This is a genomic window from Cupriavidus sp. 05T313, from assembly GCF_056396665.1.
The window spans coordinates 1-24,602 of the sequence record NZ_JBFTLX010000086.1 but is presented as its reverse complement, the minus strand read 5'-3'; the positions used below and the strand labels follow the sequence as shown (position 1 = coordinate 24,602).

The window sequence follows — 24,602 nt, the reverse complement described above, 5'->3', positions numbered from 1 at the left end:
ATGCACTAGCGATCGCCATCGGCACCAGCCACGGCGCCTACAAGTTCTCGCGCAAGCCCACCGGCGACATTCTGGCGATGGACCGCATCCGCGCGATCCATCAGAAGATTCCCGACACCCACCTGGTGATGCATGGCTCCAGTTCGGTGCCGCAGGAGTGGCTGGAGATCATTCGCCAGTACGGCGGCGATATCAAGGAGACCTACGGCGTGCCCGTCGAGGAGATCCTGCGCGGCATCAAGACCGGCGTGCGCAAGGTGAATATCGATACCGATATCCGCCTGGCGATGACCGGCGCAATCCGCAAGTCGCTGTCCGACGACCGCAGCGAGTTCGATCCGCGCAAGGCCTTGCTGGCGGCCAAGAAGGGCGCCAAGAGCGTGGTGCGGTTGCGCTTCGAGGCGTTTGGCTGTGCGGGACAGGCCTCGAGGATCAAGCCGGTGCCGTTGGAAAAGCAGGTGCAGCGCTACCGTTAGGCGTCGGTGATACGGGCGGGGAAGCGAATGCTAAGCGTGCTGCTGCCGGCTGTGCGGGCCGTTGAATAGAGACGCCGCGATGCCGCCGGTGCCGCGAAGTCCGTCGTGACGCGTCTTGAGCAGGGCCAGGATCTGCGCGCTGCGCGTGCGCAGTCCGGCTTCCGTCTCGGCCGCCGTCCGCCCGGCGGCCGAGACGGAACAGAAGGGGTGGCCGGCGGCCACGTAGCTGCCGGGCACGGGAATGTCGTGGCACCAGCCGGTGCGCATCAGCGCGGCGGTGAGCGTGGCGTTGATCCGCGCCGGCGCTTGCGAGAAGACGACTTCAAAGCCACGCACGCCGGCCTGGCCTGCGGCCGGGCGCGCAGGTATTTCTCCACGGCAGGCTTGCAGGTGCGCGTGCATCAGGCCGAGCGGATAGGCATCGGCATAGAGCGCCATGCTGGCTGGCGGACGCGGGTTGACTTCAAGCACCATCAGGTCCGGCGCATCGAACAGGAAGTCGATGCTGTTGAGTCCAACCAGGCTGGTTTCGCGTGCGATGCAATGGATGATATCGACGAGGCGCGAGACGATGCCTGGAGGCAGTATTGCCGGCCCGGTCGCGCCGCGGAACAGGTAGGGACAGTCGTGATGCGACGCAATGCGCTGCAGGCTGATGCCAACCAGATCGACGCCGCGGCGGTGGGCGACGAATAGCGCGGACATCGGCAGGCCGGGTCTTTGCCGCTGGAAGTATGGGGTGGTGTCGGCGGTATCGGCGGCGATGGCGTGCTCGGAAGCCAAATGCCGGATGTGGTAGCCGCCGGTGCCGCCGACAACTTTACATAGCCAACCTGTCGGATCGCGCGGCATCTCCACGGTGGTTTCCGGATGCGGAATGCCGAGTGCGGCCAGCAGCCGGAAAAAGGCGCCGGGCTGCTTGACGCCGCGTACGGTGGCGGCGCTGTTGCCGAGCAGCGGCAACAGTGCATGACCGGCATCGAGCAACTCCGGCAGTTGTTCGAAGCCGCTGCCGGCGACCCAACCAGATGGCTGTTCGGTGTTGCGCATCCGGCGCAGCGCGGCGAGCATGTGTTCTCCATCGATCGCCATCGAGCCGGCAGCGCCGATGGGCTCCCAGTGGGCAGCGATGTGACGGGTGTCGGCGTCGCCGAAGAGATCCAGCGCGGCGACGCGCAGGCCGGCTTGCGCGGCGGATTCGGCCATCATGCGGGACGAGAGGGCGGCGACGATGAGGGTTCGGGTTGGCATGGTGAGTGACGGGGCGGCTTAACTTGGGTAACGATGAGGTCGGGAATGGCTAGATCCCGCACGTGATGCGGGGTCGGCGCGGTGTCGGGCACCAGGCCGGTCAGGAAGGCGGCCTTCAGTGCGCATTCCTCGAATTCCGATTCGGCCTCGCTATCGAGCACAATCCCGGCTCCGACCCCCATGCGGCCCGGTCGCACGCCGCCACGGGCAGGGCCAAGCACCAGCGTGCGGATGGCGACCGACAGGCAGAAGCTGCCGCAGGCACGCGCCGAGCCGGGAGCCGGAGCGTCGGCCCACCCTATGGCGCCGGTGTACAGGCCCCTCGGACTGGTTTCCAGCGCGGCGATCAGTTCCATGGTGTGATGCCGGGGTGCGCCGGTAATGGAGCCGCAGGGAAACAGGGCGCGCAGGAGGGCCGGCATTGACACGGCCTCGGGCAGGACCGCTTCAACGGTGGAGGTCATCTGGAACACGCTGGCGTAAGGCTCGATCGAGAACAACGCCGGCACCCTGACCGAACCGATTTGCGCCACCCGGCCCAGGTCGTTGCGCAGCAGGTCGACGATCATCAGGTTCTCGGCGCGGTTCTTGGCGTCGGAGGCCAGCATGCGGGCAATCGAGCGGTCTTCGGCCGGGGCCGCGCCGCGCCGCGCGGTGCCTTTCATCGGGCGCGCGGTGAGCCTGCCGTCTTCATGACGCAGGAACAGTTCGGGAGAGCAGGACAGGATGAAGGGCTGCTGCGCGTCGTGGGGCAGGGCGATCAGCGCCCCGTAGGCTACCGGCTGGCGGGCGCGCAGGCGGCGGTAGAGGCCAACCGGGGACCCCGAGGCCTCGAAATCGATCCGGTAGGTGTAGTTGACCTGGTAAGTCTCGCCGGCGCGCAGCGCTTCCTGGATGCGGGCGATTGCGGTATGGAAGGCGGGGCGGTCGACGCTCGGTTGTAGTGCACCGACACGGGCCGGAGAAGGCGGTGCGCCGTCCATGCTGGCCAGCCAGGCATCCACCTGCTCGCGCGAGAGCCGGGCCAGCTTGCGGAAAAGCAGGATGCGCAGGGCAGGCTCACGCGGCCCCGCCGCCGCGAGATGACCAAGCCCATGGAGTGCCATGCCCCATTCGTAGTCGCCCAGCAGCACCGCGTGGGCGCCGCCGCGCATCGCGGCATCGGCCTCCTGCCACGCCTGCGTTAGGCCGGCCGGATCCGTGCAGCGGATCTCGCGCAGGAAGCCGGTGTACAGGCGGCTGGTGGGCTGGCCCGGCGTGGCGGTGGCGTCGTCGAGCAGCGCGTAGCAATCGTCGCCCGCAGCTGGCGCGTCGGCATGGGAATGCGGCATGGCGGACTCCTTCCAGGCCGGGTCGGGAACGGCTTGCCGGGCCTTAGTCAACGATCAGCAACTCGCCGCTGCCATCCACGGCGAGATCGCCCACCAGCCGCCGTGGCCGCAGCGCGGGCAAGGTCGTGAAGGGTCCGCCCGCGCGGGCCAGGTGGCGCGCCAGCAACGTCCAGAACACATCGAAATTGCCGTCGGTGCGCACGAAGGTGGCGCGCGCCTGCGGCCTGGCGCTGAGCAGCACGATGGTGCCGCGGCGCATGCCGTAGGCCAGATGGGTCCCGACGGCACCGGCAACCGCAATGGTGCCTGCGACCATGCGCGAGGCCGTGAAGTCCCCGGTGTTGCCCGCCACCATCGCGGTGCCGCGCCGCATGCGGTCGCCGAATCGGTCGCCGGTGTTGCCGCCGATCACGAGCGTGCCGCCGCGCATGCCGTCCATGTCGCCTGGCAGCGCGGCGGCGGCGAAGTCTCCGGCGTTGCCGCCGATGACGACTTTGCCGCCGGCCAGCGCCGCCGCCGCAAACTCGCCGGCATTGCCGCTCACGCGCAGCGTGCCGTCTTGCATGCCGCAGCCGAGGTAGTCGCCCGCGTTGCCGTCGACCCGCAGCGTACCGCCGGACATCTGCCAGCCGATACGGTCGAAGCGACCCAGGTCGCCTTCAAGCGTGAGAGCGGGCTCGCCATCGCCGCCGTGGGCCTGCACGGTAAACAGTTCGCCAAGGGCGATGCGCTCGTTGCCATGCCACAAGGGCAGGCGCGCTACCGCGTCCGGTGCCATGCCGGCCAGGGCGGCTGGCGTCAGCTGGCGCAGGTCAACCCGCAGCGCCGGGGCGTTGGCGAGGCGCAGGGTCAGGCCGCTCATGCGCATTCTCCCTGGCTGGCAAGCCGGTGCAGGTGAAAGTGGAAGGGCCCCAGCTTGCCGCCGTAGTTGCCGGCGGAAACGCGCGCCAGCCCCGCGGCGGCGCCTCGCTCGGCGAGTGCCGCGATCCCGGCCCGCATGGCGGCGGCCACGTCGGCTTCCGTCAGGCCGTCGATCACGATCTCCAGCACGCAGCGCACGGTGGACCCAAGCTGGCTGCCGGCGACCAGGCCAGCCAGGCTGGGGCAGAACGCGTCGTTGGTGGAGGCATGCATGCCGGCGTATCTGGCGCCGACCTTCGAGCCGGAACGGACCACGCCACCGGGAAAGGGCATGATGATATTGGGAACCTGGCGCATTGCCGCCACCGCGGCCTCCGCCGCGGCCAGCGCGCTGTCGGTGTCGCGCGCCAGCATCAGCAGGTTGCCGCCGCCCACCGCCTTGACCACCGCCGTGGTCTCCTGGCAGACGAACTCGCCGTCCATCACCGGCACGCGCCAGTAGCGCACGCCGTCGATCATCTTGGCGATCTGCCAGCCGTCGCCGAAAAAGCGCAGGTTCTTGCCCAGCGGGATGGCCTCGCCTTCGGCCAGCCCCGCATACACCGCCGTGGTGGGGCAGGTCAACACGCACTGGCCGACGCGCCGCTCGACCTGCTTGGCCAGTTCCTTGCCCGACATCGAGAACAGCAGCACCGCCACGCCGGGCCGTCCGTCGGGCGAGTCGGCCGGCGCGATCTCGCGCTCGATGCCGGCCTCGCAGCCGCATGCGATCACCGAGGTGGCGAAGCCCGTTAGCGCGGCTGCGGCATGCCGGGCCCAGGTCAGGTTATGCGCAGTGACCAGCAAGCGGGTTGCCTTCATCGGAAAGGCTTCCGCGAAGGTGTCGTCGATGGTGAGTCCGTTGATCAGCATGCGGAGTGTCCCCAGGCGCGCGGCAAGGTCGGGAGCCTGTTCATACGGTGTCCTGCTTGTGCAGAGGGGCGCACTGCGCAGGCAGCAGGCGGCCGCCATTGCAGCAGGCGCACAGTTCGTCGCGGCCGATGGCGGCGTTGTCGAAGTGCAGGGCGAGATGGCTGTCGCTGTACTTGCGCAAGGTCTTTTCGATGCCTTTGTCATAGTCGGGCTCGACATAGTGCGTGCCACCGGCGGGGGTGGCCACGATGCGCCCCGCGCGCGCCACCAGGGCGCCGTCCTTGAACACGTACTCCGGTGCGCTGAACATGGTTTCGCGGTTGGCGTCCTCGCGGTACACCGCGATATCGGCGGCCGCCCCCGCGCCCAGGTGGCCGCGGTCGCGCAGGCCAAGCAGCCGCGCGGGGCCGGCGCGGGTCAGCACGGCAATCTCATATAGCGTCAGTTCCCGCTTGATATCCGGCAGCGCGCAGTTGGCGGCGACCTCGGGGTGCAGCTTGGCAAGCTGCTCGTCGCGGAAGGACTTGTCCATCAGCAGACGGATCAGATGCGGGTAGCTGGTGAACGGGCCGCCGTTGGGATGGTCGGTGGTCAGCGTCACCTGCCAGGGGTTCTTCACAGTCAGGAAGACTTCCAGGCCGATGGCCCATTGCAGTGCATTGACATAGCTTTGCTCGCGGTAGCGGAACGGCACCACGCCGCAGCCCGCGTCACACTCGATATCGGCGCCGATCCATTTGCGCGGGTGGGCGTGGTCGGCGTTTTTCACCTGCATCATGGTGTCGCCCGATGCGGTCACGGTCTGGCCGAAGATGATCTGGCCGACGTCGATGGAGATATTGGGGTTAGCGTTGACCGCGTCGGTGATGCGCAGCGCCGCCGAGGAGAACTTGCGCGGGCCATCCGCGCCGTAGCTGTGGAACTGGATGTGGGTCAGGTGGCCCGGCAGTCCTTCGAGCGCGGCTATGGTGGCAAGCGTCGATTCGATATTGCCCGGCACCCCGAGGTTGCTGGCGTGGATATGCAAGGGGTGGGGCACCTTGAGTTCCGTCAGGGCCTGGCTCAGCGTGCGCAGCACGTCGCGCGGGGTGATGCGGTAGTGCATGTGCTGGTCGTCCACATCCAGCTTGCGCTGGTTGAACTTGAAGGCCGAGATGCCGCCCGGGTTGACCACCTTCACGCCCAATGCCTTGCTGGCGTTGACGGTCCAGCCGACATAGTCGCGGATGTGCTGGAAGTCGGTGCCCCCGGCCAGCATGCGCAGGAACAGGTCGTCGTTGCCGAGCATGACATAGGCGCCATGATCGATGACCGGCGTGTCGCCCATCTCGAAATGCGTCTGGCGCGCGTTGGACGCCATCATGGCGGGCTCGAACGCAGCGGTATAGCCCATCTGCGCATAGCGGTAGCCGGTGGCCAGCGTGCCGGGCGTGCAAGTGCCGCAGGACGCCAGTTCCAGCGGGCCGCCGGCGGGCAGGTTGTCGCGGTGGTCCTCGGGCAGCAGCATCCGGGCCAGATTGACCTTGCCGCCGCCGATATGCGAGTGCATGTCGATGCCACCGGACATCACCACCATGCCGCCGATATCGAGCTCCGCCTCCGCCCGMGTGCCGGGAGGCTGTTCGACGATGCGGCCAGCGCGGATATAGACGTCGGCAAGCTGGCCGTCGATGCCCCGCGCGGGGTCGTACACGCGGCCTCCATGCAGGCGCAATGTGCTCATGATGCGGACTCCGTTGGCGCCGGCGCTTGTTGCAGCCGCGCCAGCATTTGCGCCGCCACTGCCGCGACCGTCGGCAGGCCGTCGTCGCGCAGCGGGATGAGCGGCAGCACGATGCCGCCATCGGTGCGGAACAGGTGGCCGGCCGAGCCGATGCCCGGGGTGGAAACCGGAATGAAGACGCCGGGGCGCCGCGCCATCGCGGCGGCCAGCGCGGGATGCCCGAGCACCACGGTGGGCACGGTGCTGGCGGGCGGTGGCAGGTCCGGCGTGAAACTGGCAACCCACAGCAAGGCATCGACCTCGCCGCCACGCAGCAGGCGCTCGGTCCGGTGGCGATGCGGATCGTGATCGAGCCCGCCGGGGTGCACGTGCGTGCGCAGGGGCAGGCCAGACAGCCAGGTGATGGCCTGGTTGACGGTGTTGCCGCCGTTGTCGCCGCCTAGCGACAGGCCGCCGGCGCGCGTGGTGCGGTTGAGCGTCTTGACCAGGTGGTGGATGCCTTCGATCAGCAGCGCGGCATGCTTGCCGCCCGCCTGCGCGCAGAGCGTGGAGGGCGTCCACACGATCACGGCATAACGCGCAGCGAGCAAGCGGGCCGAGAGATCGCGCAGCGCAGCCGTTGCGATGTTGCCGTCGGCCAGCGCACGCGGGCGGCACAGGGCGTTCAGCAACGCAAGCGTCTGGTACAGATCCTCGCCTTCGGGCAGCGCCACCTCGCTGCTGCGCACGTTCGGGAGTTGCGCGGCGGCGGGGTCGGCCGGCGTGCCAAGGAAGACCAGTTCGCGCGGGCACGGCGGTTCGCCGTCCATCAGTCCGCAGCGCCRGAAGAACTCGGGGTGCTTGTGCGAGGGCTGGGTGCCGATGCAAAGGATCAGGTCGGCATGATTGCGCACCTCGGCCAGGGTGGTCGTAAAGGCGCCTCGATCCTGCAGCGCGCGCAGGCTGGCCGTCATGGCGTCGCCATGCGCATGGTCGAGCACGGCGCCGCTGTGGTTGGCCAAGGCGTAAAGCGCGCGCGTGCCGGCTACATCGGTGGCGAGGCCGCCGAACAGCGGGCGGCGGCTCCCGCGCAGCAGGCGAGCGGCGGCGTCGAGGGCCTGGGGCAGTGTCACCGGGCGGCCATCGGCGCACGGCTCGGCTGCCGTTGTCCCCCGGCCGAAGGCAGCGAGCGCGCTTGCCGCGCGCGGGCAATTGCTGTCGGTCAGCGCCGGTGCCTGGCCGTCCGGGCCTTCCTGCGGGACGGCGAGCCCGTCGCACAGCAGCGCGCAGAAAGGACAGGTCCAGCTGGCCTGGGCGGCTGGGCGGCCACGGGGGGCGGAGGGGAGATCGGTTGCGGGTGCCATGCCCGAGTCGAGCAAAGCCTGTGCCAGCGGCTGGCCACCTGCCTGCCATGCGCCCGCCACCGCGAGCGCATGGCGCCTGGTGGGGAAAAGCCGATGCCTGGAGGATGCGCCAGGCGCGGTGGCAACGACACAACCGGTGCTCCGTACGCGGGGCAACCTGTCACGCCCGCGCGCGGCGCATGCGGCGCCAGGCCGCGCCAGCGCGGCGCGGCGGGCTGGCATGGAACGTGTTTATGCCTGCTTGCATGCTTGCTCGTCCGGACTTGAGCGTGGGCGATGTGTCCAGCCGGAAGTTACGCCGAAGCAATGCGCTTGATTGCTCCGCTCTCCCGTGAAATGGGAGAGCGGAGTCACACCTACGCCAGATTTCACGCGGCGATCAGTTGACCTGCCCGGAAGTCTGATGAACCGTAGGTTTGCTTGATGGAGCCCGCCGCGCGGATCAGGAGGAACGTCCTCCCTGGCCAGCCGGCGGGATACGGAGATCATGAATGGCCGATGCAACCAGCCAGGCGCTGGCCCCGGCATGCGCGGCGGCGGCGAGATCGGCGCCATGGCGGATGCCGCCGGCGCCGACCAGCCTGCGTCCGGCACCCGCCTGCGCGCGGACTGCCGCGAGCGTTTCCAGGTCCGGCCCCTCGAACGCGCCGACGCGGTCCAGCGCCATCACGATCAGTTGCGCCGGCCATGCGTCGCTGGCTTGCCACCATGCGGCGTTGCCCAGCGGCATGCCATGGCGCCGGTCGAGCGAAAGCACGGCGCCGGGCCAGGCGTCGAAGGGTGGCGCGCTGCCTGCCGCGGCGGGTGGCTCGGACRGGGTTTCGCTGCCGAACACCGGCACCACCCGCGCACCGGCGCCGCACAGCGCAGCCAGCGCCGCGGTGGCCTGCGCCGCGTTGGCGAAGCCAGCGTCCAGCCAGAGTTCGATTTCCGGCAAGGCCTGGCACAGCGCTCGCAGCGCATCGAGCTGGATGGCGCGCCCGGTGAGTGCGTCGAGGTCGGCGATATACAGCGTGGCACTGGCGCAATGCGCGAGCATCGCCCGCGCCATCTCCACCGGATCGCTGCCCGGATGCAGGCCGGACACGATGGGGCGGTATTGGTCGCGCTGGCCGCGCACCGCTCGGACAACGCGGCCGTCAAGAAGATCGATGACTGGGATGATGTGCATGGAGAGGGAATGATGACGCGTGTGTTCGTCTATGAATATATCAGCGCGGGCGCCATGGACACCCGCGCGGTGCCGCACCTGCTGCGCCAGGGCCGGGCCATGCGTGACGCCATGATCGCAGATCTCGCGCGCATCGGCGACGTGGCGATTACCTGCGCGGCGCTGCCCGGCGAGTTGCCGCCGGCATGCGATGGCGCGCACAGGGTGAGCTGCTGCGCGCGCATGCCCGGCGAGGACGCGGCGGATTTCGTGCGCCGCCAGGCGGCCTGCCACGATGTCAGCTGGGTCGTCGCGCCGGAATCCGAAGGCGTGCTGCTGAGCCTGAACTACATGGTGGGCGACGCGCGCTGGCTGGGTTGCGATGCCAGCGCGATCGCGCTGGCCACCAGCAAGCGCGCGACCGCGCAGCGGCTGGCCGCGCTCGGCATCGCCGCGACCCGGCCGTGGAGCGAAGGGGACGCCCCCGAGCCCGGACGCTGGGTGGTCAAGCCGGATGATGGCGCGGGATCGGTGGCGACGCACGCCTACGATGGTTTCGGCGCGGCGCATGAAGGCTGGCTGCGGCGCCTCGCGCACGGCGAGCCGGTGGTGCTGGAGCCGTGGGTGGAGGGCGAGCCGATCAGCGTCTCGCTGCTCTGCGGCCCGGGCGGGCCCGAACTGCTGAGCGTGAACCGGCAGCACATCCGCGTCGATGCGAGCGGACAGGTGCACGACGATGGCGTGGAGATCAATGCGATCGAATGCAAGGGGCAGGCGGGACGCCGGCTGGCGGACGTGGCCGAATGCGTGGTGGCCGGCATGCCGGGCTTGCGCGGCTTCGTCGGCATCGACCTGGTCTGGCATCCCCGGCGCGGCCCGGTGGTGATCGAGGTGAACCCGCGTGTGACTTGCGCCTATGCAGGCCTGTCGGCCGAGCTTGGCCGCAACCTGGCCTGCGAGATGCTGGCGGGACACCAGATCCTGGCGGAGCGGACGGTCACCATTGGAGCGTCCCATGGCCGCTGAGCAGCTTGTCTTCGGCTGGGACCTGGGCGGCGCCAATATCAAGGCAACGCGCCTGGAGGACGGCATCGCGGTCGATATCGCGCAGTGGGCCTGCCCCTTGTGGCAGGGCCTGCAACTGCTGGACGGTGTGCTGGCACAGGCGCGCGCGCGCTGGCCCGATTGCGCGCATGCCGCGCACGCGGTCACCATGACCGGCGAAATGGCCGACCTGTTCGAGAACCGGGAAGCCGGCGTGACAGCGCTGGCGGACGTCATGTGGCGCGCCTTCGGCGAGCGCGCCGTTTTCTTCGCCGGCGYGGCCGGCTGGCGCACGCGGCGGCAAGTGGCCGCGGACTGGCGGCACATCGCTTCGGCCAACTGGGTGGCGACCGCCCGCATGGCGGCTGCCCGCATCGGCCACGGCGTGCTGGTCGATGTCGGCACCACCACCAGCGACCTGATTCCCATCGTGGACGGCGAGGTGGCGGCGCAGGGCCGCGACGATGCCGGCCGGCTCGCTTCCGGCGAACTGGTGTACCAGGGCGTGGCGCGCACGCCGCTGTGCGCGCTCGCACGCCGCATCGCCTTCAAGGGCGCCAGCTATAACGTGATGAACGAACTGTTCGCCACCACCGCCGACGTGTACCGCGTCACCGGCGAACTGCGCGAAGCGCACGATCCCCACCCGAGCGCCGATGGCGGCGCCAAGACGCCGGAAGCCACGCACCAGCGCCTTGCCAGGATGATCGGGCACGATGCGCGTGACGCGCCCGCGGCGGCCTGGCTGGAAGTGGCGCGTCAATGGCGGCTGGCACAGATCGCGGAACTTGGGGACAACCTGCTGCGTGTCATCGACCGGTCCGGCCTGCCACCGGGCGCACCGGTGATCGGCGCGGGGTGCGGGCACTTCCTGGCGCGCGACCTGGCTGGCCGGCTTGGGCGCCCTTATCGGGCCTTCGAAGACCTCGCCGGTATCGCGCCGGCCCACGCGGAGTGGGCGCGCGTGTGCGCCCCCAGCGTTGCCGTGGCGGTCCTGCTGTGGCAGGCCGGGGAAGCGGCGGTCGCGACGGGGGGCGCGCAGGCATGCCGATAGCGATTTCCACGTCCGCCCCGCTGAAGCGGGAGGCCCCGTGCACGTCGTAAAGATCGGCGGCAGCCTGGGCCGCGATCCGCTCTTGCCGGACTGGCTGCGGGAGCTGGCCGCGCTCGGCGGCGGGCGCGTGGTGGTGGTGCCGGGCGGGGGCGGCTTTGCCGACGAGGTGCGCGATTACCAGGCGCAATGGGGGTTCGACGACCTGGTTGCCCACAATATGGCGGTGCTGGCCATGGTCCAGTACGGCTTGATGCTGCAGGGCCTGTGCCCGGCCCTGACGGTGGCCGCCGACGAACATGCGATCCACGCCGTGCTGCGCAATGGCGGCGTTGCCGTATGGGCGCCATACGGCCTGCTGCGCAAGGAGCGGGATGCGCTGGCGAACTGGGACGCGACTTCCGACAGCATTGCCGCGTGGCTGGCCAGCCGGCTTGGCGCGCAAAGGCTGGTGCTGGTCAAGTCGTGCCAGATCGGGGCGGGGATGACGCTGGCGCAGCATGCGCACGCCGGGGTGGTCGATGGGCACTTTTGCCATTACACGCGCGATGCGCCGTTTGCGGTCGACCTTCTGCAGAAGGCAGACCTGCCGCGCCTGCGCGCGTTGCTGCGCGCCAGCGCGGCGGGCGGCGGGTAGGCTCAGGCCGGCTGCGGTTCCAGCGCAACCGCCGGGTGCAAGCCAGCCCGCAACGCCGCCACCTTCCGTGGATCGAGCCGCCCGGCGCGGCCACCGTCGCACAGCGCGCCACGGAAGCCGGCAAAGTCCGGCGCCAGCGTGTGCAGCCGGGGCAGATGTTCGAGCTGCAGGGAACCGGCCAGGCCAACCTTGACGCCCCGGCGCCGCGCCATCGCTGTCATGGCGGCAAGCGCCGCCATATCGACGCAATCGAACAGGCTGCCCGCCTGCTTGCCCGCCGTATCGGCCATCACCGCCGGGAACCCCATCCCGCAGGCCTCCTCAACCAGCTTCAGGTCCAGCCCGTGGTCCGCCAGGAACACCGGCACCACCTGCCACGGCAGGGTAGCCAGCCGCCGCAAGGCCGCGCGCGCATGCTCGCCGGGTGCCACGCCCACCTTGACGTAATCGACACCGCATTTGCCGATGGTGTTGGCCATCAGCATCATGACGGCATGCTCGGCCGGCGCCAGGTCGCCGATCGTCGCGCTCAGCAGGCGCCCGGGCCAGCGCGCGCGCATCGCGCCGACCACCTCCAGCACGGTTTCCGCCGGCAGCGCGCCGAGCGCGCCGGCCTTCGGCTCTTTCAGGTCGATCAGCTCGGCCCCCGCGCTGGCGGCTTGCAGGGCCTCTTCCACATTGCGTACGCTGGTCAGCAGGGATGTCATCGCGTTTTCTCCAGGGTGGGCTCGGGGGCGGCACAAGGGGCGTGCGTGCCGATACTGCCGGCATGCCAGGCCGCAATGCGGTCCAGCAGCCATTGCCATGCTTCGCGTTCCGCCGCGCCGGCGGTCTTGTCGATGGCGATCTGCAGGTAGGCCATCTCACGGGCGATCTTGTCGGCCGGCAGCAGATGTAGCCGGCTGACCAGCACGGCGCCTTCGATGACCGCTGCCTGCGCGCGGTTGAAGCCGGCAAATTCGCCATGGCGGGCTTCGTGCACGCGCTCCATGCGCAGGGCTGGCCGCGTTGCGTCGCCGTTCTCCTGCGCAAGACGCAGTTCAATGTGGCTCAGCGCACTGGCCAGCCGCACGCCGTGGATCCGTTCCGCCGGCACGGTGGGCCACTGGCGCCGGCCGGTGAGGCAGCCGGCGAAGACACGCACGTCGGTCGTCAGGTTGACCACGGCCGTACCGGTGCCGACGATGTTGTCGTAGGTGGCGGAGGGACGGAACGGCATCAGCACGATGCCGCTGCCCTGGTAGCGCACGCCCATCGGCGCGATATGCGGTGCACCGGCCACCGAGACGGTGGTGACGACGGCTTCGTGGATTACGTCGTTGCTCATGGTTGTCATGTCCTCAGGCCCGTTTTTTCATGGTGGCGCCAGGGGCGCACCATTCGGTCAGGTCCTGCTTTTCGCGTTCGTCGGCACAGCCCCAGTCCAGCGGCTGGTCCTGCACGTAGCGCTTGCCCAGGCGCCAGGCGATTTCCGCGCGGGCCAGTTCCACACCCATGTAGAAGGCATGGTTGCCGTCGGCCTCCAGCTGCAGGCGGGGAAAGAGCGCGAAAGGGTCCGCCGCCACATGGTGGCCGTCGCGGTTGTAGGCGTGGATCCCTTGCTCGGACACCTGCACGCGGAAGTTCGGGTCGCGGATCGCGCTGGCGGTTTCCGCGATTTCCTCTGGCGTGTCGGGGTAGGGCTCGCGTGCATGCAGCGTCATCATCTGGTCGGTGATGCCTTTGGGCAGGGCGTTCTGCTCGCGCGCGGCGTGCATCATCCGGCGTGCCACGTCCGCCTCGCGGATGGCGCGGCGCGCATGGCCGCTGACCTGCGTGGTCAGGATCGCCGAGGCATGCAGCTCCACCGCAATGCCCATCAGGATGGCGTTGATGCCGCCGGTGTCCGCTTCGGTCAGCTCGGTCAGGTTGCCCACGCCGAGCATGATGGGCGCGGTGGGAAAGCGCTGGCGCAGCCGCTCGTAGCGCCCGAGCGAGGCCAGCAGGCCGAACGGGATGGGGTCGAGGATGGCATCGGCTATATAGGCCCGGCCGCGCTGCGCCATGGCTTCGACCGCCGCGTACAGCGATGCCTCGTCGCCCGGCTGCTGCGGCACCAGGATCGGCGTGGAGGCGACTTCGTCCACCACCCACAGGGTGTCCAGGGTCAGGCTGAGCAGGTAGTCGGCGCCAGCCTTGCCGCCGCGCACCAGTTCTTCCGCGTTCATGGAATCCACGCTGACCAGGAAGCCGTCCGCCTTCAGCGCGCGCACGGTTTCCTCCAGGTGCGGGAACGGCGTGGCGGGCAGGCAACCAAGGTCGATCACGTCGGCGCCATCGGCCCGGTGCCGGCGCGCCCGCGCGCATACGCTTTCGACGTCGAGCTGCGGCGCGTCGACGATCTCGGCGAAGATGGCGATATCGTGCCGGGACAGGTCGACCGGTTTGGCCTTGCGGTTGAAGAACTGCGGCAGGTCCTTGAGTTCTTCCGGTCCGCGCTCGACCGGCATGCCGTAGTGCAGCGAGAGCGCGTCCAGGTCGCCGCGGCAGCGGYCGGGGACGATGATGCGGTCCGCCACCACCGGCGCGGCCACGCGGCGGCGCACCAGGTCGGCGGTCATCAGCGCGGCCACCTGCACGCCGATTTCGCGGATCTCCCAGGTAAACGGCGCAGGCTCCAGGCTGCGCAGCACGCGTTCCAGGCCTTTTTCCGCCAGGCGGCCGGTCAGGAAGACGATGTGTTCCATGTCAGTGACAGTGCCTTGAGTCGTTGATCGAGTGCGCCCCGCAGCTCGCCGATGGAGCACACCACTTCGCAATGGTCGATGCGGCGCAGGCGTTCCACGTTTTCCAGTTCGATATTGCGGGGATGCAGCTTCAGCCAGCCGTCCGGCCCTTTGGTCACCACCACCGGCTCGGTGTCGCACGCGTACACGATGCCGCGGATGCCGAGCTTGCCCGCCTGCGCGAGGATATTGGTCGGCAGCGTGTCGGAGATGCCCACGGCGCATTTGGCGACGGTGTTGCTGGTGGCCGGCGCGACGATGGCGGTGTGGTAGCGGCGCGCATAGAACATGCCGACCGGCGCCGCGCTGGCGGTCTTGTCGCGGAAAACCCGGAAGCGTGCCTTCAGGTCCTTCAACTGGATGCCGTAGATCGCCAGCACTTCCTCGGCCGCGCGCGACAGGAACAGATCCACGTCGGGCAGGGCGGCGGCCAGCGCCAGGCATTCTTCGAGGAAATGGCCGGAGCCGGTGATAGCCCAGGCGAAGCGTGGCGCGCCCTCGGTCCGGGCCAGGGCATCGGGGGCGTCGCGGTCGACGGCGGCGAATGGTTCGGCGTCCAGGTGGAGGGAGGCGGGCGGGTGGGGCAACGGGCGGCTCGCTAAGGGATCGATCTGGCTGAAATGATCGCAGGAGTCGTGCCTGCCGCCTGCGCCTTGATCCGCAAGGCCCTGGCTGCGTGTTGCGCCGCGCTGACTGCGCCGTCGGCGGGACAGGTTGTGCCGTCCGGTGCGTGTGTCCCACAGCCCGGCGCCGCGCCGCCCGCCTGCGGGGCCGCGCTGGCACGGGGGCGCCGCTCGGTGTGTCGGTGTGGCCTGCTTTTTGCGAGACCAGCGCCGGAGCGTGGTCGCCGGCCGCGCGCTAGTAGCAAGTGCATTGCAAGGAGGGCAGATGAAACGAGACGACATGATGTGGCAGGCCGAAGCGGCGGAATTCGGCGCGCTGCCGGGCGTGAAGGCGGAATCCATGGCCGCCCGCGCGGCACCGGCGGCCTCGCCCGGCCCGATGGACCTGATCTTTATCGAAGGCTTCGAAGGGCAGACGATCATCGGCATCGACGCTAGCGAGCTGGGCACGCCACAGCCGCTGCGCATCGACCTGACCGCCGGGCTGCCGCGAAGCGCCGCCTGCAGCAGCGACCGGATCGGCGACACCATCGACTACGGCAAGGTCCGCACCGCGTTGCGGGAGTTGATGGCCACGCACCGGCTGCAGTTGCTGGAAGCGTTTGCCGAGCGCGTGGCGCAATTGCTGCTGGAAGACTTTGGGGCGCACTGGGTGCGGGTCGTGGTCGTCAAACCGAAGAAGTTCGACGACGTTGGCGCGGTGGGGGTCGCGATAGAGCGGCGGCGGGACGCGTCGCAGCGCGTGCAAGATCGAGTGCCCGGCTGGCTGGGCGGCGCCGTCAGCGTCTAGGTATGTTCCGGCGTGGCGCCGGAACAGGCCGGTGCCACGCCGCTGCGCGCTAGCTGATTCCGGGCTGGCGCGGATCGATCCGCATGGCGCATATCTGCGGATCGAGGCAACCCGCGATCATCGCGCAGGCCACCGTCAGGTCGGCGCTGGTACCTGGGTTGACGCCGGCGGCTTTCAGCTCCCGGTCCCACTGCGCGAATTCCTCCGGATCGATGGACTGGCCCGCCTCGAAGCGCCCGTGGAACAGCCGCGCCCGGTTGCTCACGCGCCTTGCCGCCGGCAGCCCATGCTTGCGCGCGATATGCGAATCCGGGAAGCGCGCAAGAAAAGCGAGATAGACGGCTGTCACCGCCCGGTGCAGCCGCTCGTGCCAGGCACCGTGCCCGGCGAGGTGCCTGCGCAACACCGGCAGCCCGAGCGTGAAAAGGTCGGCGTAGCCGTTTGCATACTGGCGCGCCACGGTATCGCGCATGGTGGCCAGGTGCATGGCGGCGCGCAGGTTCACTGTGGGCCTGGTGGCCACGTCCTGCTCCGGCGCCGTGCCAAGGCCGGCCGGCATGGCGTGCGCGATCGCGCGATAGGCGGCCTCGGTATCGGCCACGGTCAGGGCCGCCAGCACCGCCTCGATCCGCTCGCCAAGCGTTCTGGCATCGCGCGGAGGCCCGGCTTCCATGGCGGTGGCAAGCGGCGCGCATAACAGCAGGATGCCAAGATTGGTATTGCACCTGGCAACCGCCTGCGTTTGCGCGACTGCCTGTTCGATGCGTTCGCCGACCCTGAGCGCGCCGTCGGTCAGCGGTGCCACCGCCGCCGCCGCGCTGTCCAGGAAGAGCCCGGCGCTCATGCCGTGCCCCGGCGCATCCATGCTGACATTGCCCGGCTTCGCCACCGCTACGTCAAGCGTGCATGCCCACAGGAAGGCCGCGGCCGCATTGCCGGCCACGCGGTTGTCCGGCGCCGCCCTCACGCCACGGCTCCGTGGCGCGCCGCGGGCAGCTTGCGCGCCAGCAGGTCGTCGACGAGCAGGCCGGCGATATCGACTTCCGTAACCGATTGCAGTCCATGCCAGGCTGCCACGCCATTGACCTCAATGACCATGGCACCATCCGTGGCTTCCCCTTCTCCGGTGGGAACGAGATCCACGCCCGCGTAGTCGAGGCCAAGCGCCTCGGTGGCGCGCACAGCGAGCGCGGCCAGCGCCGGCGTGATCTCGGCATGCTCGCAGCGGGCGCCCTGCGCCACATTGTGGATCCAGCCCTGGCTGACGCGGCGCATGGCGGCCACCGCCCGTCCACCGATCACCAGCACGCGCCAGTCGAAGCCGGGCTTGCCCGGCGCGGCCGGAGCGGGCACGAAACGCTGCAGATAGGCCACCTGCCGGTACGCCACCAGCGCGGGCAGGGGCACGGGCGCATGGCCCGCGTCCACCGTGCCGATGCGCTGCAGCCCCTTGCCCTGTGAGCCGAACAGTGGCTTGAGCACCAGCGCGCGCCCGGCGGCGCTCTCGCGCATCACCGTGCGCTGCGCCTGCGGCGCGGATTCGCTCACCCAGGTCGCGGGTGTGGGAATGCCGGCCAGATGCAGCAGGAAGCTGGTCATGCCCTTGTCCACGCTGCGCTCGATAGCGCGCGCGTCGTTATACACGGGCACGCCCAGCTCGCGCAGCGCGTGCAGGATGCCCAGCCGCAGCGTGACCTGCTCGAAGCTGCCGGAGGCGAGGCCGCGCACGATCACGGCGTCGGGCAAGCCGCGCCCATAGCCCGGGATCACCAGCCCGTGCCAGGCCCAGGTGGTGTCGATCCGGCAATCGGCCAGGTTCACGCAGCGGCCTTCGCAGGCGCGTGCGCGCAGCGCCTGCTTCAGCCTGGCGGTATGCCAGCCGGTTTCGTCGGTCATGATGGCGACGCGCAGCGGCCCGCGCGAAGGGGAGGCGGCCATCTCAGGCCTCCACCAGCCATTGCGCGCGCAGCAGCGCCATGTTCAGTCCGCCCGAGTGCCAGGTCCGTCCGGACGCGAGATTGCTGACCCATGCTTCGGCGGGGGCGAACAGGGCCGGGTCGATGCGGTAGAAGTCGTAGCCGTATTCCCTGAACACGTCGGCGAAGGGGCGCCCATAGTCACGCGACCTGGCCGACGGGAGATCCAGCGCAAGCGCCCGGGCGGCATCGTCGTCGGCATCGACCGTCAGGTGCACGCTGCCGCCATACAGGATGGCGTCGTTGGTGCGGCCCATCGCGTCGCCGGCATCGGCGCCCGGTGGCGGCAGTGGCGCGACACCGCTGCCGCCGACGATGCGATCCAGCGGGAAGCCGAGCACGTGCGCCTTATGCAGCGCCACCTCCAGCACGCGCCCCACCACCTGCGTGGTGCCCGCCAGGCTTGCCGTCGGCGTCAGGATCACGGTCAGTTGCCCGGGCTGCAGCCCGCAGTCCCGCAGGATCTTCCGGATGACGATCTCCGGCGGCGCGCGGTCGACTTCGAGCACCAGGCAGGCGCCGCCGTCACCGGCGTGGAGCTTGTCGCGATAGCCGAGTTCCTCGAACAGCGTTTCCTTGCCGGCGAGCGCGCGCGCGGGGCCGGAGCCCAGCGCGAAGAATGTCTTGCCGCCGGTTTCCTCCTGGCTGGCGCTCAGGCTCCAGCCGGCGTACTGGCTGGCCAGGCAGGCCAGCACCGGCTGGCCGCTGCTGGCCTCGATGTGCGTGGGCCAGCCTTCGCCGCCGTGCCGCAGCCGCACCTGGCCCAGCCCGCCCATGCAGATCGCGGCGATGGCCAGGCCAGCCTCGACGCTGCCGCGCGTCTCGACGCCGGCATCGACGATGCGCACGCCCATGGGCCCTTCGGAGACCGCGAGCCGCCACTCGGCGCGATGGTCGAGCAGGCTGGCGACGAGCGGCTGGCTGAGTGCGTTGACGCTGAGTGAGCGGGCAGGGTGGGCATTCGTTGTGCTTGGCATGGGTGCCTCGGTTCGGTGGTGGGGACCAGCGCCTGGTGCTCAAGGCAGTTCGGCGGCCACGGTGCGCGCCATCGCCATGGCTTCGGGGAAGCCCAGGTAGACCGGCCTGGCGGCTTCGCGCATGGCGAGGAACAAGCGATGCTGGACCTGGTACTTGATATTGCCGATGGCGAGTGCGCCTACGCCCACGGCCTTGCCGGTGCCGATGGGCTTGCCGTCGTCCATGGCGTCCACGCCCGCGATGCCCGCCGGGGGCACGGCGTTGACGTCGGCGGCCACCAGCAGCTTGCCCGCGGCGGCACGGTCCGCCTCGCCAACGACCTGGACGCCGGCGCTTGCGGTGGCGAATACCACGTCGGCTTCGGCCAGTGCAGCCCGCAGCGCGTCGGCCGAGCGGATCAGGATGCCTTCGGTCTGCGCGTTGAAGCGTTCGTTGGTTTCCCGGCTGATGCGGGTGGCTTGCTCGCTGCCGGAGCGGTTCGATAGCCAGACGCGCGCGCCGAGTTGCGAGGCCAGCGCACCGGCGACGCGGCCGACGGCGCCGCTGCCGCCAAGTACCAGTACCCTGCGGCCGGAGAAGTCGGTTTGATGCACTTTGCGCAGTTGCCTTTCGACGGCGGCTACCAGCGCCGCCGCTGTGGTGTAGGAACCGCTCGGGTCGGCGAAGACCGACACCGCGAACGGGGGCACCATGGCCTTGCGGGCCGCGTCGAGCATGTCCGCCGCCAGCACCACGTCGCGKCCGCCGATGAAGATGCCGGTGTTGGCGACGCCTTTCGGGCCGCGGGAGAAGATGGCGTCCTGGGTCAGCGCTGTGATGTTGTCGAGGCCGGCTTCGGCGTAGGGGATGACGTGCGCGTAGCCGGCGTCGATGGCCATGTTGACGTCGAAGGGGCTGGCTTGCCGGGTGGGGGTGAACATATGCAGGATGCAGGGGCGTGCCATTTTGGGGGCTCCGTGGTCTGAGGTGCTCAACTTCAACTTCAACTTCAAAGGCCTGAAGTCAAAGGCAGTTTCACCACCCCCGCGGGGCGGCGACCTGCTTTCTTGTCTCGCCAGGAAAGCAGGCAAAGAAGGCGCCGCATACGGGAGAGGGCGGGCGCTCGTTGCGCTCGTTACGCCGCCGCATTGCAACAAGCCGCCGGCTTTGAGATACCCGCTTCATGCCGCGCCGATGGCACGACCTGCGCGCCGCGATTGGCTCCCGTGACGATGCGTGCTTCCAGGAAGGGCCCCAGCAGTCCGGCCGCGCGGGCGTCTGCCACCGCCTGTTCGGCAGCGGCCTGCGAAGGCACGATGGCGAAGCCGGTCGGCCCCCAAGAGCTTTGTCCGACGGCGGCAGGGCCGGCGCCGACTTGCCGCGTGATCCGGTCCAGCACGTGGCCGACCGCCGGGCTGCTATACACGCCGCCCTGCGCCGGCGCGAAGTAGTTGCCGATGACCTGCTGCAGGTGATTGACGCCCTCGGCGAAGGGCGCGAAGTCCTGCTCGGCGGCGGCAGGCAGGATCTGCATCAGCACGCGGTGGCAGAGATCGGCGGACAGCGCTTGCGGAAAGGGCGGCAGCCCTTGCATGGCTTGCTTCTCCGCCGCGCCGTGCAGGCCGGTGCGGCTGGTGTCGAGCAGCAGTACGATGCGCCAATCGGCCGGGAAATCGAATCGCGCCGCCAGCGGCGGCACGCTGCCCGCGCCACGCGGGCCGCTGTCCACCAGCAGCCCGCCGCGCTCGAATGCGGCGATGCCCACGCCGGAGCGGCCGCCACGGTCCAGCAGGCGGGCGATGTCGGCGCCCGACCACGGCAGGCCGTGCAGCTCGGAAAATGCCCGGCCCAGGGCCAGCGCCAGTTGCGTACCCGAGCCGAAGCCCGCATGCGCCGGCAGTACCTCATGCAGCCGGACCGCGAGCGGGCGCTGGATGCCGCTGGCTTGCTTGAGCCGCTCCAGCCAGGCCAAGACGCGCGGCACTTCCTGGCGCGCGGCGTAGTCCGCCGCGGCGACCCGGTCTTGCGCGGCCGGGCCGAGGTCGAGGATGGTCGCCGGGCCGCCGATCGACAAGCCGAGACTGCCGAAGCGCCGCCCGAGCGATGCGCCCGGGTCGAGAAAGCCCAGGTGCAGGCGCCCGGTGGCGTGAATCCGGACCGCGCCGGACGGGCTGATGCCATGAATGTCGTGGCCGGGCTTTTCGAGCGTTTGCATGGATGAGGGCCTTTCGCGAATCGCTTTGTCTGCCTGATCTATCTGGCGGCATACCGCTGCGCCGCCGGACCGCAACCGGCGGGGCGCGGCACGGTGGGGTGAGAGCGTGTCATGGCGCAAGCGGCGCGCGCTCAGGCCCCGGCCTCATGCCGCGACGCAGCCGCCTCCCGCGCGATCTCGATGCAGAGCTGGTGCATCTTGCGGTACAGCGTGTTGCGGCTGACCCGCAGCGTGCGGGCGACGGTGCTGACATTCCAGCGATGCGTCTCCAGCAGGTCCAGGATGGTCTTGCGCTCGTTCAGCTGGATGGCGTTGAAGGGCGGCAGGCTCTCCTGCGCGGGCTTGCTTGCTTCGGCCCCTGCGTCGGCTCCCCGACCGCGGCGTGCGGCATGTTGCGCGCCTTGCACGACTTCCGGAGGAAGTTGCCGGCTGGTCAGCCGCGTGCCGTCGCACAGGGCTACAGCGGTGCGCAGCACGTAGCGTAGCTGCCGCAGGTTGCCGGGCCAGTCGTAGCGCATCAGCGCCTGCTCGGCATCGGGTGCGAGCGTGGGCGGAGTTTCCTGCGGGCCGGCTTCCTCGGCCAGGATGGCGTGGATCAGGGCCAGCCGGTCGGCGCGTTCGCGCAAGGGCGGCAGCCGCAGTTCGACGCCGCTTAGCCGGTAGAACAGGTCCTCGCGAAAGCGCCCGTCGTGGACCAGTTCGGCGAGGTTGCGATGGCTGGCGCTGATCAGCTGGAAATCCACCCGGGCCGAGGTCTCGGACCCGAGCGGTGTCACCCGGCGCTCTTCCAGCACGCGCAGCAGGCGTGCCTGCAAGGCCATCGGCATRTCGCCGATYTCRTCGAGGAASAGCGTGCCGCCGTCGGCCTGGAGGATCTTGCCGCGCCGGCCTTCGCGCTGAGCGCCGGTAAAGGCGCCCGCGCGGTAGCCGAACAGTTCGCTCTCGATCAGCGATTCCGGCAGAGACGCGCAATTGATGGCTACGAACGCGCCTTGCGCCGCCGGGCTTGCCGTATGCAGCGCATTGGCGAAGACGTCCTTGCCCGTGCCGGTTTCGCCATGGAGCAGGACGGGCACATTGCGCGCGATGACGCGCGTGGCCAGCTGGACTTGCGCGTCCATGCGCGGGTCGCCGCAGGCCAGGCCCGCGCGCGCTGGCCTGGGCGCGGCAGTCTGCTGCGCCGGCGTGCCGCGTGCCGCGAGGCGACCGGGCCGGGGCAGGCAGTCCTGCGGCGGCTGCTGCGCGACCATGAAGAAACGATCCGATGCTTGCGCGAGGTAGACCGGCACCGGATGAAAAGACTGGCGCGCGCTACGTGCCACCAGCTCGTCGAGCGAGCTCATGAACAGCGTGTCGATGCGCTTGCCGCGCAATGCCTGCATCGAAGGGAAGCCGAGTTGGAGCAGGGCGCTGCGGTTGGCGGCGAGCACCACGCCGTCGGCGTCGACCGCGAGCTTGCCTTCGCCGGCGGTGTAGACCAGTTCCGGCTGGCTGTGGAAGCGGATCGGATATGCGTGCCGGAAGCGGGCATCGAACAGGCGGTTCTCGATATGGCGGCACGACATGCCGACCAGCACCGGGGAGTGTTGCTGCCACAGCAGGGGCGAGCGGCTGGTGACGTCGAGCACCGCCGCCAGCACGCCGTTCTCGTCGAAGATCGGCGCCGCCGAGCAGGTGAGGCCGGTATAGCGCTGGAAGAAATGCTCATGCTGGCGTATCGCCACCGCGCCGGCTTCCGCCAGGCAGGTGCCCATACCATTGGTGCCGGCTTCGCGCTCGCTCCAGATCGCGCCGACGCGCAAGCCTTCCGGGGCGATCTCGCGCGCGAACGGGTCGGCGGCCACCAGATGCATGACCACGCCATCGGCATCGGTCAGCATCACCGCCATATCGGGGTCGGCGAGTTGCTGGTAGAGCGTGGTCATCTCCAGCCGCGCGCAGTCGGCCAGGTCGCCGAAGCGCTCGCCGCGCTCGCGCAATTCGCTGGCGCAAAGCACCGGCGGGACGGGACGCCGTTCCGGATCGAGCCCGTATTCGCCCAGGCAGCGGGTCCATGAGCGCACCACCGCGGCACTGGTATCCGTTGTCGATTGCGGGGAGGCGACGGCGCGCGCGATGCGCTGGCCATGGGTGCCCGCGGCCGGAACGGGGAGCTGGGTCAAGGTCAAGGCCGTCATGTGTTTCTCCTCCTGCGCTGGCGTACTTCCGTGCCCTGGAGTCTGCGGACCGGGGCCTGCCGTGGCAATACCTCTTAGGCACCGCCCGCAGCTACTACCAAGGAGGTAGTGCCAAGTGGAAATTGTTGGGAGGGGGGGTAGCTCGCCATACTCCGCAAAAATCCAGACACCCTGCGGAGACTGCACATGACCAGAGAATCCATCCTGAACGTTCGGCATCGCGAACTCGGCTCCACCCTGGACGGCGATACGTGGAACGATATGCCGATCCCCTGGCGCTACCGGCGCGATCCGCAGGACGAGGTGGTGGCGGTGCGTACCGCCGCGGGCCTCTATGACATCAGCGGCCTGAATATCGTCAAGGTATCCGGACCGGATGCCGCCGCCGTCATCGACAAGATGGTACCGATCGATGTGCATCGCCTGCAGCCGGGTACGGCGCGGCTGGCTGCCGCCGTCGATGAGAACGGCGCCGTCAGCGACGACCTGATGGTGATCTGCGACGCGCCGAACCAGTACCGCCTGTCGCACGGCAGCGGCAATACGCAACGCCAGCTTGCCGCGCTCTCGAAAGGCCGCGACGTGAAGTGGGAGCAAGACTTTGACGTGCATATGCTGTCCCTGCAAGGGCCGCGCGCCGCCGCCATCCTCAAGCCGCATATCGGCATCGAGCTGGCCTCCCTGCCGTATTTCGCGCATCGCGAGACCACGCTGTTCGGCCGCAAGATCATTGTTTCCCGGGGCGGCTACTCGGGTGAGGAAGGTTTCGAGATCGCCTGCGCCGCGGCGGACGCCGTCGATCTGTGGGACGCCATCCTGGAGGCGGGCAAGCCGCAGGGGCTGATTCCCTGCTCCTGGGATTCGCTCGAACTCGCCCGCATCGAGGCAGCCTTGCTGTTCTTCCCCTTCGACATGCCGGAAGGCGATACCACGCCGTGGGAAGTCAATCTCGGCTGGGCCATCGACACCGACAAGGCGGGCGACTACGTGGGCAAGGCGGCGCTGCTGAACGCGCGCGGCAAGGAGCGCTTCTTCCAGGCCGGCGTGGCGGTAAGGCATGACCGCGCGGTGGAAGCCGGATCGAAGATCTTCGTGGACGGCAAGGCGGTGGGCGTGGTGACCAGCGCCACCTTCAGCCGCTACCTGATGCAATCGCTGGCGCTCGTGCACCTGCAGTCCGGCTACAAGGCGCTTGGCACCAAGGTTGAGATCCGCGACAGCAACGGCGCGCATACGGGCACGGTAACCACGACAGCAACGGCGCGCATACGGGCACGGTAACCAAGACGCCGTTCTACGACCCGCAGCGCCTGCGCACCC

The 24,602-nt window shown here is 69.6% G+C and carries 23 protein-coding genes; 6 read left to right on the top strand and 17 right to left on the bottom strand.

Annotated features, from left to right (window positions below; translation table 11 throughout):
• Positions 1-476: class II fructose-bisphosphate aldolase (locus AC1DKD_RS19485; RefSeq protein ID WP_477143592.1), on the top strand; the 476-nt coding region annotated here is incomplete at its 5' end.
• Between the two features lie 30 nt (positions 477-506).
• On the opposite strand, the gene AC1DKD_RS19480 is transcribed toward AC1DKD_RS19485, so the two are convergent.
• From AC1DKD_RS19480 to AC1DKD_RS19450, 7 genes are all read right to left on the bottom strand, one after another.
• Positions 507-1,727: an ATP-grasp domain-containing protein gene (locus tag AC1DKD_RS19480; protein ID WP_477143591.1), complete on the bottom strand. Its 1,221-nt coding sequence runs from the start codon at positions 1,725-1,727 to the stop codon at positions 507-509.
• Entirely contained in the window at positions 1,682-3,058 is a 1,377-nt protein-coding gene (gene pabB / locus AC1DKD_RS19475; RefSeq protein ID WP_441631645.1) for an aminodeoxychorismate synthase component I, read from the bottom strand. Before pabB ends, AC1DKD_RS19480 begins: the two co-directional genes overlap by 46 nt.
• 43 nt (positions 3,059-3,101) lie before the next feature.
• A complete protein-coding gene (locus AC1DKD_RS19470; RefSeq protein WP_441631647.1) occupies positions 3,102-3,920 on the bottom strand; it encodes a formylmethanofuran dehydrogenase subunit C in 819 nt (272 codons plus the stop codon).
• Positions 3,917-4,831: a formylmethanofuran--tetrahydromethanopterin N-formyltransferase gene (gene fhcD, locus AC1DKD_RS19465; RefSeq protein WP_441631649.1), complete on the bottom strand. Its 915-nt coding sequence runs from the start codon at positions 4,829-4,831 to the stop codon at positions 3,917-3,919. The genes AC1DKD_RS19470 and fhcD overlap by 4 nt, the downstream gene beginning before the upstream one ends.
• A 40-nt stretch (positions 4,832-4,871) precedes the next feature.
• Positions 4,872-6,554, bottom strand: coding sequence for a formylmethanofuran dehydrogenase subunit A (locus AC1DKD_RS19460; RefSeq protein ID WP_441631651.1), 1,683 nt, complete (start codon positions 6,552-6,554; stop codon positions 4,872-4,874).
• Positions 6,551-7,897 (bottom strand): molybdopterin-binding domain-containing protein, encoded by a 1,347-nt coding sequence (locus AC1DKD_RS19455; protein WP_477143590.1) that lies wholly within the window; start codon positions 7,895-7,897, stop codon positions 6,551-6,553. Before AC1DKD_RS19455 ends, AC1DKD_RS19460 begins: the two co-directional genes overlap by 4 nt.
• Positions 7,898-8,339: 442 nt before the next feature.
• Positions 8,340-9,068 (bottom strand): HisA/HisF-related TIM barrel protein, encoded by a 729-nt coding sequence (locus AC1DKD_RS19450; protein ID WP_477143589.1) that lies wholly within the window; start codon positions 9,066-9,068, stop codon positions 8,340-8,342.
• A 9-nt stretch (positions 9,069-9,077) separates the two neighbouring features.
• Here AC1DKD_RS19450 and AC1DKD_RS19445 point away from each other — a divergent pair, with 9 nt between their 5' ends.
• From AC1DKD_RS19445 to AC1DKD_RS19435, 3 genes are read left to right on the top strand one after another with little or no spacing between them, the layout of a single operon-like run.
• Positions 9,078-10,073 (top strand): ATP-grasp domain-containing protein, encoded by a 996-nt coding sequence (locus AC1DKD_RS19445; RefSeq protein WP_441631657.1) that lies wholly within the window; start codon positions 9,078-9,080, stop codon positions 10,071-10,073.
• Positions 10,063-11,145, top strand: a complete 1,083-nt coding sequence (locus tag AC1DKD_RS19440; RefSeq protein ID WP_477143588.1) for a hydantoinase/oxoprolinase family protein — start codon at positions 10,063-10,065, stop codon at positions 11,143-11,145. The genes AC1DKD_RS19445 and AC1DKD_RS19440 overlap by 11 nt, the downstream gene beginning before the upstream one ends.
• Positions 11,146-11,182: 37 nt before the next feature.
• Positions 11,183-11,779 carry an amino acid kinase family protein gene (locus AC1DKD_RS19435; protein ID WP_441631661.1) on the top strand — a complete coding sequence of 199 codons (597 nt, stop codon included), beginning with the start codon at positions 11,183-11,185 and terminating at the stop codon, positions 11,777-11,779.
• Between the two features lie 2 nt (positions 11,780-11,781).
• Here AC1DKD_RS19435 and AC1DKD_RS19430 read toward each other — a convergent pair whose 3' ends face one another.
• Genes AC1DKD_RS19430 through AC1DKD_RS19415 form a run of 4 tightly spaced genes read right to left on the bottom strand, consistent with a single transcriptional unit; the run spans position 11,782 to position 15,056 of the window.
• The gene (locus AC1DKD_RS19430; protein ID WP_441631662.1) at positions 11,782-12,486 is read right to left on the bottom strand and encodes a (5-formylfuran-3-yl)methyl phosphate synthase; all 705 of its coding nucleotides are present in this window, start codon (positions 12,484-12,486) and stop codon (positions 11,782-11,784) included.
• Positions 12,483-13,106 carry a DUF447 domain-containing protein gene (locus AC1DKD_RS19425; protein ID WP_441631664.1) on the bottom strand — a complete coding sequence of 208 codons (624 nt, stop codon included), beginning with the start codon at positions 13,104-13,106 and terminating at the stop codon, positions 12,483-12,485. The genes AC1DKD_RS19430 and AC1DKD_RS19425 overlap by 4 nt, the downstream gene beginning before the upstream one ends.
• A 13-nt stretch (positions 13,107-13,119) precedes the next feature.
• Positions 13,120-14,505, bottom strand: a complete 1,386-nt coding sequence (locus AC1DKD_RS19420) for a DUF6513 domain-containing protein (protein WP_477143587.1) — start codon at positions 14,503-14,505, stop codon at positions 13,120-13,122.
• Positions 14,484-15,056: a flavoprotein gene (locus AC1DKD_RS19415; RefSeq protein WP_441631682.1), complete on the bottom strand. Its 573-nt coding sequence runs from the start codon at positions 15,054-15,056 to the stop codon at positions 14,484-14,486. Before AC1DKD_RS19415 ends, AC1DKD_RS19420 begins: the two co-directional genes overlap by 22 nt.
• Before the next feature lie 490 nt (positions 15,057-15,546).
• On the opposite strand from AC1DKD_RS19415, the gene AC1DKD_RS19410 reads away from it, so the two are divergent.
• Positions 15,547-15,957 (top strand): dihydroneopterin aldolase, encoded by a 411-nt coding sequence (locus tag AC1DKD_RS19410; protein WP_441631684.1) that lies wholly within the window; start codon positions 15,547-15,549, stop codon positions 15,955-15,957.
• Between the two features lie 49 nt (positions 15,958-16,006).
• On the opposite strand, the gene AC1DKD_RS19405 is transcribed toward AC1DKD_RS19410, so the two are convergent.
• The 6 genes from AC1DKD_RS19405 to AC1DKD_RS19380 form a co-directional block, all read right to left on the bottom strand.
• Positions 16,007-16,924, bottom strand: coding sequence for a triphosphoribosyl-dephospho-CoA synthase (locus AC1DKD_RS19405; protein ID WP_441631668.1), 918 nt, complete (start codon positions 16,922-16,924; stop codon positions 16,007-16,009).
• Positions 16,921-17,895, bottom strand: coding sequence for an ATP-grasp domain-containing protein (locus AC1DKD_RS19400; protein ID WP_441631670.1), 975 nt, complete (start codon positions 17,893-17,895; stop codon positions 16,921-16,923). The genes AC1DKD_RS19405 and AC1DKD_RS19400 overlap by 4 nt, the downstream gene beginning before the upstream one ends.
• Position 17,896: 1 nt before the next feature.
• Positions 17,897-18,910, bottom strand: coding sequence for a methenyltetrahydromethanopterin cyclohydrolase (mch, locus tag AC1DKD_RS19395; RefSeq protein ID WP_441631672.1), 1,014 nt, complete (start codon positions 18,908-18,910; stop codon positions 17,897-17,899).
• 39 nt (positions 18,911-18,949) lie between these two features.
• Positions 18,950-19,855 carry an NAD(P)-dependent methylenetetrahydromethanopterin dehydrogenase gene (locus AC1DKD_RS19390; protein WP_441631674.1) on the bottom strand — a complete coding sequence of 302 codons (906 nt, stop codon included), beginning with the start codon at positions 19,853-19,855 and terminating at the stop codon, positions 18,950-18,952.
• A gap of 170 nt (positions 19,856-20,025) precedes the next feature.
• Entirely contained in the window at positions 20,026-21,105 is a 1,080-nt protein-coding gene (locus AC1DKD_RS19385; RefSeq protein WP_477101746.1) for a beta-ribofuranosylaminobenzene 5'-phosphate synthase family protein, read from the bottom strand.
• A 131-nt stretch (positions 21,106-21,236) separates the two neighbouring features.
• Complete coding sequence (locus tag AC1DKD_RS19380) at positions 21,237-23,282, bottom strand: sigma-54-dependent Fis family transcriptional regulator (RefSeq protein WP_477111409.1); 2,046 nt, start codon at positions 23,280-23,282, stop codon at positions 21,237-21,239.
• Positions 23,283-23,468: 186 nt separating this feature from the next.
• Here AC1DKD_RS19380 and AC1DKD_RS19375 point away from each other — a divergent pair, with 186 nt between their 5' ends.
• Positions 23,469-24,563, top strand: a complete 1,095-nt coding sequence (locus AC1DKD_RS19375; protein ID WP_477143586.1) for an aminomethyl transferase family protein — start codon at positions 23,469-23,471, stop codon at positions 24,561-24,563.
• The last annotated feature ends 39 nt before the right edge of the window (positions 24,564-24,602 follow it).